12 protein-coding genes are annotated in these 11437 nt (G+C 71.8%); 4 read left to right on the forward strand and 8 right to left on the reverse strand.

The annotated features are described in order from the left end of the window. Nucleotides 1-4 precede the first annotated feature (4 nt). From M503_RS0102410 to efp, 4 genes are read right to left on the reverse strand one after another with little or no spacing between them, the layout of a single operon-like run. Nucleotides 5-691, reverse strand: a complete 687-nt coding sequence (locus M503_RS0102410) for a phosphoglycolate phosphatase (RefSeq protein WP_028918965.1) — start codon at nt 689-691, stop codon at nt 5-7. Nucleotides 692-702: 11 nt separating this feature from the next. Further along, the gene (ubiG, locus tag M503_RS0102415; RefSeq protein ID WP_051414135.1) at nt 703-1437 is read right to left on the reverse strand and encodes a bifunctional 2-polyprenyl-6-hydroxyphenol methylase/3-demethylubiquinol 3-O-methyltransferase UbiG; all 735 of its coding nucleotides are present in this window, start codon (nt 1435-1437) and stop codon (nt 703-705) included. A 16-nt stretch (nt 1438-1453) separates the two neighbouring features. Beyond that, complete coding sequence (locus tag M503_RS0102420; RefSeq protein ID WP_037060205.1) at nt 1454-2809, reverse strand: TRZ/ATZ family hydrolase; 1356 nt, start codon at nt 2807-2809, stop codon at nt 1454-1456. 4 nt (nt 2810-2813) lie between these two features. After that, nucleotides 2814-3380 carry an elongation factor P gene (efp, locus tag M503_RS0102425; protein WP_028917368.1) on the reverse strand — a complete coding sequence of 189 codons (567 nt, stop codon included), beginning with the start codon at nt 3378-3380 and terminating at the stop codon, nt 2814-2816. 107 nt (nt 3381-3487) lie between these two features. Here efp and epmB point away from each other — a divergent pair, with 107 nt between their 5' ends. Beyond that, nucleotides 3488-4534 carry an EF-P beta-lysylation protein EpmB gene (gene epmB, locus M503_RS0102430; RefSeq protein WP_028918962.1) on the forward strand — a complete coding sequence of 349 codons (1047 nt, stop codon included), beginning with the start codon at nt 3488-3490 and terminating at the stop codon, nt 4532-4534. Nucleotides 4535-5240: 706 nt separating this feature from the next. On the opposite strand, the gene rlmD is transcribed toward epmB, so the two are convergent. Further along, nucleotides 5241-6596: a 23S rRNA (uracil(1939)-C(5))-methyltransferase RlmD gene (gene rlmD, locus M503_RS0102435; protein WP_037060207.1), complete on the reverse strand. Its 1356-nt coding sequence runs from the start codon at nt 6594-6596 to the stop codon at nt 5241-5243. Between the two features lie 118 nt (nt 6597-6714). Between rlmD and M503_RS0102440 the strand changes: the two genes are divergently transcribed. Next, on the forward strand, nt 6715-7398 hold the full coding sequence (locus tag M503_RS0102440; RefSeq protein WP_028918960.1) for a response regulator: 684 nt from the start codon (nt 6715-6717) through the stop codon (nt 7396-7398). A gap of 66 nt (nt 7399-7464) precedes the next feature. Then, nucleotides 7465-8328 (forward strand): 23S rRNA (adenine(2030)-N(6))-methyltransferase RlmJ, encoded by an 864-nt coding sequence (locus M503_RS0102445; RefSeq protein ID WP_037060210.1) that lies wholly within the window; start codon nt 7465-7467, stop codon nt 8326-8328. 9 nt (nt 8329-8337) lie between these two features. Here M503_RS0102445 and M503_RS0102450 read toward each other — a convergent pair whose 3' ends face one another. From M503_RS0102450 to M503_RS0102460, 3 genes are read right to left on the reverse strand one after another with little or no spacing between them, the layout of a single operon-like run. Next, nucleotides 8338-8805 carry a carboxymuconolactone decarboxylase family protein gene (locus M503_RS0102450; protein ID WP_028918958.1) on the reverse strand — a complete coding sequence of 156 codons (468 nt, stop codon included), beginning with the start codon at nt 8803-8805 and terminating at the stop codon, nt 8338-8340. Between the two features lie 41 nt (nt 8806-8846). Then, entirely contained in the window at nt 8847-9767 is a 921-nt protein-coding gene (locus M503_RS0102455; RefSeq protein ID WP_028918957.1) for a TIR domain-containing protein, read from the reverse strand. A 48-nt stretch (nt 9768-9815) separates the two neighbouring features. Beyond that, on the reverse strand, nt 9816-10739 hold the full coding sequence (locus M503_RS0102460; RefSeq protein ID WP_028918956.1) for a cation diffusion facilitator family transporter: 924 nt from the start codon (nt 10737-10739) through the stop codon (nt 9816-9818). An 82-nt stretch (nt 10740-10821) separates the two neighbouring features. Between M503_RS0102460 and M503_RS0102465 the strand changes: the two genes are divergently transcribed. After that, nucleotides 10822-11358, forward strand: coding sequence for a GNAT family N-acetyltransferase (locus tag M503_RS0102465; protein WP_028918955.1), 537 nt, complete (start codon nt 10822-10824; stop codon nt 11356-11358). The last annotated feature ends 79 nt before the right edge of the window (nt 11359-11437 follow it).

Here is an 11437-nt window from a genome sequence, read left to right on the forward strand (position 1 = left end):
GACCTCAACCGCGACCGCGCGGCCAGGCCTGCGGCTGCAGCAGCTCGGCCGGCTGTTCGGCCAGCACGTCGGCGCGCCAGCTCCACGGATCCTCGTGGTCGAGGCGGTAACCCCAGGTCACCGCCACCGACGGCATGCCCGCCGCACGGGCCGCGGCGACGTCGCGCTCGTCGTCGCCGACATAGACGCACTGCTCCGGCGCCACGCCCAGCTGCCGCGCCGCTTCCAGCAACGGCATCGGGTGTGGCTTCTTCTCCGGACAGGTGTCGCCGCCGACCAGCACCGCGCAGCGCTGCTGCCAGCCCAGCCCGGCGACCACGTCGCGGGCCAGGTATTCGGGCTTGTTGGTGACGATGCCCCAGCGCGAACCGGAGGACTCCAGCGCCTGCAGCATCGCGTCGATGCCTTCGAACAGCACGCTGTGCCGGCCCAGCTCCTCGCGGTAGACGGCGAGGAACTCGGGGACCATGGCTTCGCGCTCGCCCGCGTCCAGGTCGGGGAAGCTGGCGGCGATCATCGCCCGCGCGCCCTTGGACACGTGCTGGCGCAGCGCGGCCAGGGCGATCGGCGCGCGGCCGCGCGCGGCGAGCATGCGGTTGGCGGTGGCCAGCATGTCCGGCGCGCTGTCCAGCAGGGTCCCGTCCAGGTCGAACAGGGCCACCGCCGGGAATCCGGCGCGGGCGTCGCTCATGCCATCCATGCTCAGGCGCCGGCCTTGACCGCGCAGGCCAGGTAGTTCACTTCGGTGCGGCGCGAGAGGCTGGCACGCTGGCGCAGCGGGTCGTAGAACAGGCCGCTCACGTCCTCCAGCTGCAGGTCGGCGGCGCGCAGCCACGCGGCCAGCTCGGACGGCTTGATGAAGTCCGCATAGCGGTGCGTGCCCTTGGGCAGCAGCCGCGCCACGTACTCGGCGCCGACGATGGCCAGCGCGAACGCGGCCGGGGTGCGGTTGAGCGTGGACAGGAACAGGCGCCCGCCCGGACGCAGCAGCTTCGCGCAGGCGGCGATGATCGACGCCGGATCCGGCACGTGCTCGAGCATTTCCATGCAGGTGATCGCGCCGAAGCTGCCCGGCCGCTCCCCGGCCAGTTCCTCGATCGCCTTGACCTGGTAGTCGACCTGCACGCCCGATTCCAGGCCGTGCAGGCGCGCGACCTTGACCAGCTCCGGGGCCAGGTCGATCGCCGTGACCTGCGCGCCGGCGCGGGCCAGCGCCTCGCTCAGCAGGCCGCCGCCGCAACCGACGTCCAGTACCGGCAGCCCGGCCAGCGCCACGCGCTGCCTCACGTAGTCCAGCCGCACCGGATTGAGCACGTGCAAGGCCTTCTGCGGACCGTCCGGGTCCCACCAGCGGTTGGCCAGGGCGGCGAACTTGTCCAGCTCGGCCTGGTGGTAGTTGTGCGGCGCCGTAGCGCCGGCGTGGATCTGTTCGCTCATGGGAACTCCTGTGGCCTCAACGGCCCAGTGCGGCGATGCGCGCGCGCCACTGGCGGGCGTTGGCGATCAGCGCCGCGGTGTCGATGTCGACCAGCTCGCGCTGGTCGAGCTTGCGCTGGCCGGCGATCCACACGTCGCTGACCTGCTGGCGCCCGCAGGCGTAGACCAGCTGCGACAGCACGTGGTGCAGCGGCTGGGTCTCCAGTTCGGACAGGTCCACGCATACCAGGTCGGCGTCCTTGCCCGGCTCGATCGAGCCGATGCGGTCGCCGAAGCCCAGCGCGCGCGCGCCGCCCAGGGTAGCCGCACGCAGCGTGGTGGCCGCGTCGAGCGCGGTGGCGTCGTTGGCCACGGCCTTGGCCAGCAGCGCGGCGGTGCGCAGCTCGCCGAACATGTCCAGGTCGTTGTTGCTGGCGCAGCCGTCGGTGCCGATGGCCAGGTTCACGCCGGCGCGCTGCAGGGCGCAGGCCGGGCAGAAACCGGAGGCCAGCTTCAGGTTGGACTCGGGGCAGTGCGCCACGTGCACGCCACGCGCGGCGCACAGGTGGATCTCGCCTTCCGTCAGCTGGGTCATGTGCACCGCGATCAGGCGGTCGTTGACCAGGCCCAGCCGGTCCAGCCGGGCCAGCGGGCGCTGGCCGAATTCCTTCAGCGAATCGGCGATTTCCTGCGCGGTCTCGTGGGTGTGCAGGTGGACCTGCATGTCCAGCTGGTCCGAGAGCATGCGCACGCGCTCGAAGTTCGCGTCGCTGACCGTGTACGGTGCGTGCGGGGCGAACGCGGTGGCGACCAGCGGATCGTCGCGCCACTGGTCGTGCACCTCGCCGGCCTTGTCGAAGTACTCGTCGTCGCTGCGCGCCCAGGCCGTCGGGAAGTTGATCACCGGCAGGCCGACCAGCGCGCGGAAGCCATGCTTCTTGTAGACCGCCGCCTGCACGTCCGGGAAGAAGTAATTCTCGTTGGCGCAGGTGGTGCCGCCGCGGAGCATCTCGGCGATCGCCAGGCGCATGCCGTCGGCGACGAAGTCCGGGCCGATCACCGCCGCTTCCACCGGCCAGATGTGCTGCTGCAGCCAGGTCATCAGCGGCAGGTCGTCGGCGATGCCGCGCAGCAGGGTCATCGGGTTGTGGGTATGGGCGTTGACCAGGCCCGGGATCAGCACCGCGTCCGGGCGCCGCACCACTTCGGCGGCGGCAAAGCGCGCGCGCGCCTCCGCCACCGGCAGCAGCGCGACGATGCGGCCGCCGGAAACGGCGACGGCGTGGTCCTCCAGGACCACGCCGTGCGGTTCGACCGGAACCACCCAGCCGGCTTCGATGAGCAGGTCGCAGGCCTGCGGCTGGCTGTTCTCGTACAGGCCGGCTTGGGTCATCGGCTTACTTCACGCGCGAGACGTACTCGCCCGAGCGGGTGTCGACGCGGATGACTTCGTCCTGGGCGACGAACAGCGGCACGCGGACCACGGCGCCGGTCTCCAGGGTGGCCGGCTTGCCGCCGGTGCCGGCGGTGTCGCCCTTCACGCCGGGGTCGGTCTCGACGATGCGGAGCTCGACGAAGTTCGGCGGGGTGACCTGGATCGGGTTGCCGTTCCACAGCGTGACCACGCAGTCCTCCTCGCCCTTGAGCCACTTGGCGGCGTCGCCGACGCCGGCCTTGTCGGCCTGGACCTGCTCGAAGGTCTCCTTCTGCATGAAGTGCCAGTACTCGCCGTCGCTGTACAGGTACTGCATGTCGGTATCGACGACGTCGGCGGCCTCGACCGAGTCGGTCGACTTCATGGTGATTTCCTGCACGCGGCCGGTGCGGATCTGGCGGTACTTCACCCGGGTGAAGGCCTGGCCCTTGCCCGGCTTGACGTACTCGGTATCGGTGATGATCGCGGGCTCGTTGTTGACCAGGATCTTCATCCCGTTCTTGACGTCGTTCATGCCGTAAGAGGCCATGGGAACTCCTTGGGTATGGCAGGGACCGCCGCGGAAGACGGCGGCCGGGGCAGTTAGAATGTGGGGAGCCCGCCGGAACCCGGCGGGCGCGTCTTCTCAGGCCCCACATGATACCTGCAGCCCCCCTGCCCCTGCAGCCGGCCCCCGCTCCGGCGCCCGCCCACGACCCTGCCGCCGCCACGCCGCGCTGGCAGCGGCTATGGCGCGAGGGCGTGCGCGACCCGCGGGAACTGCTGCGCCTGCTGGGCCTGGACGAGGCCGCCGCCGGCATTTCCGACGCCGCCGCGGCGCAGTTCCCGCTGCGGGTGCCGCGCGGCTTCATCGCCCGCATGCGCCCCGGCGACCTGCACGACCCGCTGCTGCGCCAGGTCCTGCCGGTGCCCGACGAGGCGCGGATCGTGCCCGGCTTCAGCCTGGACGCGGTCGGCGACGCCGCGGCGAAGAAGGCCGACGGCGTAATCCAGAAGTACCGCGGCCGCGCCCTGCTGGTGGCCACCGGCAGCTGCGCGATCAACTGCCGCTACTGCTTCCGCCGCCATTTCCCCTACGCCGACGAAACCGCCGCACGTGACGGCTGGGCCGGCGCGGTGGCCGCGATCGCCGCCGACACGGGAATCGACGAGGTCATCCTGTCCGGCGGCGACCCGCTGTCGCTGGCCACGCCCAAGCTGGCCGAGCTGACCGCCCGCCTGGCCGCGATCCCGCACATCAGGCGCCTGCGCATCCACAGCCGCCTGCCGGTGGTCCTGCCCGAGCGCGTCGACGATGCCTTCGTCGAGTGGCTGTCCGCCCTGCCCTGGCCGGTGGCCTTCGTGATCCACGCCAACCACGCCAAAGAGTTCGACGCCTCCGTGGACGCCTCCGTCGGCCGCCTGCGCCGCGCCGGCGCCCAGCTGCTCAACCAGGCCGTGCTCCTGCGCGGCGTGAACGACAGCGTCGAGGCGCTGGCCGACCTGTGCGAACGCGGCTACGCCGCCGGCGTCATGCCCTATTACCTGCACCAGCTCGACCGCGTGCAGGGCGTGGCCCATTTCGAGGTCGAAGACGAACGCGCGCGCGAACTGCATCGCCAGCTGGCGGGGCGGCTGTCCGGCTACCTCGTGCCGAAGCTGGTCCGCGAAGTCGCCGGCGATCCGGGCAAGCGCCCGCTGTAACGCCTCGCCTGCCCGCGGCAACAAGGCACGCGCACCCCGTAGAGTCGGGCTCGCCCGACTCCCACGCGTGATTCCCCGCGACGCATGGAAAGCAGCGGGGCAAGCCCCGCTCTACAGCGGCCTGCCCGACGCCCGCGGCAGCAAGGCAGACGTCCCGGTAGAGTCGGGCCTGCCCGACGCCCGCGGCCGAAGGCACCCGCCTCCCCGTAGAGTCGGGCTCGCCCGACTCCCACGCGTGATTCCCCGCGACGCATCGAAAGCAGCGGGGCAAGCCCCGCTCTACCGCGGGCGTGCCCGACGCCCGCGGCAGCAAGGCAGACGTCCCGGTAGAGTCGGGCTTGCCCGACTCCCACGCGCGATTCCCCACGCGCGATTCCCCGCGACGCAGGGAAAGCGGCGGGGCAAGCCCCGCTCTACAGCGGCCTGCCCGACGCCCGCGGCCGCAAGGCACACGCCCCCCGTAGAGTCGGGCTCGCCCGACTCCCCCGCCTGATTCCCCGCGACGCACGGACCCACGACGCATGGAAAGCAGCGGGGCAAGCCCCGCTCTACCGCGTCGCTGCCCGGACAAGGCCGCAGGCTGCATCCGGGAATATCCGCCCGCCACCGGAGATCGTGGCATGCCCATGCCACCCGGCAGATCGCGGGGTGATGCGGTGAGGTGGCTGGCGGGTGGCGACGCATCAAGCCTCGCCAGCGCCCTTGCTCAATCCCGGTGCCGCTCGAACAGCGCGATGCTCTCCACGTGCGCCGTGTGCGGGAACATGTCCATCACCCCGGCCTCCACCAGCCGGTAGCCGCGCTCGTGGACCAGGAAGCCGGCGTCGCGCGCCAGCGAACCGGGGTGGCAGCTCACGTAGACGATGCGGTCGATGCCCTGCAGCGGCAGCTGCTTGAGCACCTCGTCGGCGCCCGAGCGCGGCGGGTCGAGCAGCAGCTTGTCGAAGCCGCGGCGCATCCACGGCGTGCCGCGCTGGTCCTGGGTCAGGTCGGCGGCGAAGAATTCCGCGTTGGCCAGCCCGTTGCACTGCGCGTTCGCACGCGCCCGCGCCACCAGCCCCGCATCGCCTTCCACGCCCACCACCTCAGCCACCCCGCGCGCCAGCGGCAGGGTGAAATTGCCCAGCCCGCAGAACAGGTCGAGCACCCGCTCGCCCGGCTGCGCGTCCAGCAGCTCCAGCGCCCGCGCGATCATCTTCTCGTTGAGCCGCGCGTTCACCTGGATGAAGTCCAGCGGCTGGAAAGCCAGCTCCACGTCCCACTGCGGCAGCCGGAACGCCAGCTGCGGCGCATCGCCTTCCAGCGGATGCACGCTGTCGATGCCCTTCGGCTGCAGGAAGATCGCGAAACCGTGCTCGCGCCCGAACGCCGCCAGGCCCGCCTTGTCGGACTCCACCAGCGGCACCAGGTGGCGCACGGTCAGCGCGATGGCCCCGTCGCCGGCGATGAACTCGATCTGCGGGATCGAATCGCGCGCCTGCAGGCTGTCCACCAGCGCCGCCAGCGCCTGCACCTTCAGCCCGATCTCCGGGATCGTCGTGTAGCAGACCGACAGGTCGGCGACGAAGCGCGGATCCTGCTCGCGGAAGCCGACCAGGGTCTTGTCCTTCTTGTTGACCCGGCGCACCGAGAACCGGCCCTTGCGGCGGTAGCCCCAGCTTTCCGCGGTCAGCGGCTCCAGCACCCGCTCCGGCCTGACCTTGCCGATCCGCTCGAGGTTCTCCAGCAGCACCCGCTGCTTGGCCACGATCTGCTTCGTCTCGTCCAGGTGCTGCAGCACGCAGCCGCCGCAGGTGCCGAAATGCGGGCAGCGCGGCTGCACCCGGTCCGGCGAGGCCTGCAGCACCTCCAGCGTGCGCGCCTCGTCGAAGCTGCGGCTGCGCGCGGTCTGCTCGGCCATCACGACCTCGCCCGGCAGCGCGCCGGCGACGAACACGGCCTTGCCGTCCTCGCGGCGGGCGACGCCGCGGCCATCGTGGCTCAGATCAAGGATTTCAACGCGGAAGGGGGTGCGATCGAGTCGGGCCACGGAGACGGCTGGGGAAGCAACAAGGCCGGCCATTGTCCCAGATGACATCCTCCGCAGCCATGACTTGCCGCTCCGCAGCCATGACTTGCCGGGGATTGCCCCCCGCGGGGCGAGCGCTAACATGGCCGCAGCCGACAGGGAGTCAGCCCGCATGGAATCGCGTGACCCGCTTCCCCGCATCCTGCTGGTCGAGGACGACGCGATCAGCCAGGCTTATTTCACCGCGGTGCTGGAAGCGCTTCCCGCCACCATCGAAGTGGCCGCCACCCGCGCCGCCGCGCTGGACCGCGCCCGCGCCCTCCGCCACGACCTGTGGCTGATCGACCTCACCCTCCCCGACGGCTCCGGCAACGAGCTGCTGGACCAGCTGCAGCAGCAGTGGCCGCAATCGCCGCCGGCGCTGGCGCATACCGCCGACGCCGACCGCAGCGTGCGCAGCCAGGCCCTGCAGGCCGGCTTCCGCGAGGTGCTGGTCAAGCCGCTGGCTGCGCGCGAACTGGTCACCGCCGTGCGCGACGCACTGGCCGAGGGCATGGACCTGCCCGACTGGGACAACGACGCCGCCGCGCGCGCCCTCAACGGCGACCCGGCCAACGTCAAGGCGCTGCGCGAACTGTTCCTGGCCGAGCTGCCTGAGGCGCGCCGCGAGGTGGTGGAGGCCATGGACCGCGGCGACAGTGCCGCGGTGCGCGCGCGCCTGCACCGCCTGCAGGCCGGCTGCGGCCTGGTCGGCGCCAGCCGGCTGGGCGCGGCGGTGGAACAACTGCGCCGCAGCCCCGGTTCGCGCGACGCCCTGGAGCGCTTCGTCGAGACCGCCAGCGCCCTGCTCGGCTGAACCCGTCGGCCGCGCTGGCGGCGGCGCGCCTGTGTCCGCCCCGCCCTGCGCCTTACACTGGCGCGCATGAACTACCGCCACGCCTTCCATGCCGGCAACCACGCCGACGTGCTCAAGCACGTCGTCCTGCTGGCCGTGCTCGACGCCCTGCTGCGCAAGGACTCCCCGTTCTTCGTCCTCGATACCCACGCCGGCCGCGGCCGCTACCTGCTGCAGGGCGACGAGACCCACCGCACCAGCGAGGCCACCACCGGCATCCTGCAGCTGGCCGGGCGCAAGGGCCTGCCGCCGGCGCTGGAGCGCTACCTCCAGGCCGTGGCCGCCGACAACCCGGTCGACAGCCTGGTCGCCTATCCCGGCTCGCCGCTGTTCACTGCCCGTGCCATGCGCGCGCAGGACCGCCTGGCCGCCTGCGAACTGCAGGCGGAGGAAGCGGCCGCGCTGAAGGCGCTGTTCGCCGGCGACACGCGCGTGGCCGTGCACGCCCGCGACGGCTACGCCGCGGTGCGCGCCCTGCTGCCGCCGCGCGTGGACGGGGTGCGCTTCGCCCGCGGCCTGGTCCTGGTCGATCCGCCCTACGAGGCCCAGGAGGCCGAGTACCCGCGCGTGGTCGAGGCGGTCGGCGAGGCCCTGCAGCGCTGGCCGCAGGCGATCTGCGCGATCTGGTACCCGATCAAGCGCCGCCGCAGCCTGCAGCCGTTCTTCCGCAACCTGGCAAAGCTGCCCGGGGCGCGCTCGGTGCTGCTGGCCGAACTGCTCGTGCGCCCGGACGACTCGCCGTTGCGCCTCAACGGCAGCGGCATGGCCGTGCTCAACCCGCCGTGGAAGCTGGACGAGGCGCTGGCCCCGGTGCTGCCGGTGCTGCAGGACACCCTGGGCGAAGCCGGCGCCTCGACCCGGCTGGAGTGGATCAGGCGCGAGGACGGCTGACCCGCAGCCTCAGCCGTCGGCGTGGCCGCGCACCCGGTACGATCCGGCCACCGAACGCATCGCGATCGCCACCCGGTTCCAGGCATTGATCGCCGCCGCCGCCCAGGTGATGTCGACCAGTTCGCGCTCGCTGAAATGCGCGCGGACCGCTTCGAAGACCGCGTCCGGCACGTGGCCGTCGGTGATCCGGGTCAGCGCCTCGGTCCACTCCAGCGCCGCGCGCTCGCGCTCGTCGTAGTACGGCGCCTCGCGCCAGGCATCCAGCCCGTACAGCCGCTGCTCGCTTTCGCCGGCCGCGCGCGCCTCCTTCCAGTGCATGTCGATGCAGTAGGCGCAGCCGTTGATCTGCGAGGCGCGCAGCTTGACCAGTTCCAGCAGCTTCGCATCCAGGCCCGATCCGTGCAGGTAGCTGTCCAGCCCCAGCATCGCCTTGTAGGCGTCGGGCGCGATCTTCCAGAATTCCATGCGTGGCTTCATGTCACCTCCTCCGCTACGTCGGCGCGACCCGTCGACGCGACTCAGGTGCGCCGGATCACCTGCCAGTGCGCCAGCCGCTCGCCGATAAGCGCGGCGCGCCGCTGGTCGTCAGGACCGTCCATGACCGCCACCTCGTCCTCGTCGGCGCGCAGGTATACGCCGGAGGTGCGGGTATCGACGCCCTCGCCCCGCGTCGTGAACCAGCCCGAGGCCCGTCCGGGCGCCGGTTCCAGCCGGATCTCGGCCGTGCCTTCCAGCTGCGGCGCGTCCGGATGCAGCGGACGCTCGCCGCGCCAGTAATAGAAGACCGCCGAGCCGTCGTCCTTTTCGCGGATCGCCTCGCTCCAGTAGCGTGCCGACAGGCTGCCGTCCTCCTGCCAGGCGCGCCCGCCGATTTCCAGCGCGCCGGCGCGGTTGCGCGCGACCCGCAGCAGGCTCAGCGCCGACGGTTCCTGTTCGGTGCGCCGGGTCAGCGAGAACTGCCACCACGCGCCCTCCAGACGCGCCACCCGCCCCTCGGCGGCGATGGCCTCGCGCAGCTTGCGGCAGATCGTCTTCACTTCGGCGGCGGTGGCCGAGCCGTCGTAGCGCACGCAGGTCAGGCCGAGCAGGTCGGTCGGCAGCTTGGCGCCGCTGGCATGCAGGATGAAGGTGCGGCGCATGCCCAGCACGCCGCCGAACAGGCCGGCCTCGAACACCACGTTGTCGCGCGGCGAGGCCTGGCCGGCGGCACCCGTCGCGGCCGTCGCCGGATTGCTGGTCCAGTCGTCCTGGGCGAACACGAAGGCGGCGAAATCGACCTGCCGGGTCAGTTCCAGCAGGCGTTCGAGCGTGGTCGTGCCGGGATTGAACGAAGTCGTCCACGGCTCGACCCGTGCGACATCCTCCAGCCCGCGCGCCAGCGCCTGCAGCAGCTTTGCCTGCGCCCCGGACGAACCGAGGAAAATGCGTGGCTTGCCCATCGGGTCCTCCGCATCACGTCAATGCGGCGACCGGCGGGCCGGCGCGGCTCAGGCCGGCGCCGGGTCGTCGTCGCCTTCCGGTTCGAAGAAGCTCCAGCGCACCACCGGGAACTGCTGCTTGAGTGCGCGCTCGACCTGGTCGATGTCGCGCAGCATCGCCTCGCCATCGTGGACCCGGCGCATGCGCGCGTGCACCGACACCAGCACCTCGTTGCCCTGCTGGAGGGTGATCAGGTGCAGCACCTGGGCGATCTCCGGCCGCGCGGCGAGGAACTCGCTGATCCGGGTCTGCAGGAACGGATCGACGCTCTGGCCGATCAGCATCGCCTTCACTTCCACCGCCACCAGCACCGCGATCACGATCAGCAGCACGCCGATGCCGATGGTGCCGATCGCGTCCCACAGCGGGTTGCCGGTGGCCACCGCCAGGCCGATCGCAACCAGCGCGAACAGCAGGCCCAACAGCGCGGCCAGGTCCTCGCCGAAGATCACCACCAGCTCGGCCTGGCGGCTCTCGCGGAACCACTGCCACAGCGTGCGCGTCCCGCGTGCCTTGGCCACTTCCTGCAGGCAGGCGCGCATCGAGATGCCCTCGGCGACGATCGCGAACACCAAAACGCCCACCGCCCACCACCACTGCTGCAGCGGCTCGGGGTGGCGCAGCTTGTGCACGCCCTCGTACACCGAGAACATGCCGCCGACGCTGAACAGCATCACCGCCACCAGGAACGACCAGAAGTAGATCGCGCGGCCGTAGCCGAGCGGGTGTTCGGGGGTCACCGGGCGCCGGGCCTGGCGCAGGCCCAGCAGCAGGAGCAGCTGGTTGCCGCAGTCGGCCAGCGAGTGCACGGTCTCGGCCAGCATCGCCCCGGAGCCGGTGACGAAGGCGGCCACGCCCTTGGCCACGGCGATGGCGAAGTTGGCGCCGAGGGCGAAGAAGATCGCGCGTACCGAATCGCCGTTGCCTGCCATCCCGGGCTCCCTCGGGCCGATGTCCGGTCGAGTCTAGCAAGGGCCGCTACCGCCGGCGCCCGAATATGGGAAACTGCCGGCCATGCCCCGGAACCGCCTACCCCCCTGGCACGAAGAATTCGTCCTCCCCAACCGGCGGGCGATCCTGATCCGCCCGATCCGCCCGGAGGACGCACCGCCCCTGCAGGGCGTGTTCGGCCTGCTCGGCCCGGCCGAACTGCGCGCCCGCTTCGCGCAGGGCCAGGACGTGCTCGACGATACCGCCGCCGCGCGCCTGTGCCGGCCCGACCCGAAGACCGAACTGGTCCTCGTCGGCGCCGAGCCGCTGCCGCCTGGCGAGGCGATGATCGAGTCGCTGGCCCGCGCGCGGATCGTCCCGCATACCCGCGAGGCCGAGTACGCGATCCTGCTCGGCAGCCACGTCTCCGGGCTGGGCCTGGGCCGGCACATGATGCAGAAGCTGGTGAAGTGGTCGCGCGGCCGCTTCCTCGACCGGCTCTACGGCGACACCCCGTCCAACAACGCGCCGATGCTCGACCTGGCCGCGTCGATGGGCTTCCGCCGCAGCGACGAGCCCGGCATCGCCCCGGGCTTCACCCGCCTGGTGCTGGAGCTCTAGCCGCGCCGCGCTGAACAGGCCCTGCGCGCCGGCCCGCGGCTGCTGCGGGCCGCTCACGGCCGCGGGCTACAATGGAACC

It is taken from the genome of Pseudoxanthomonas suwonensis J47, assembly GCF_000513955.1.
Lineage (GTDB): Bacteria > Pseudomonadota > Gammaproteobacteria > Xanthomonadales > Xanthomonadaceae > Pseudoxanthomonas > Pseudoxanthomonas suwonensis_C.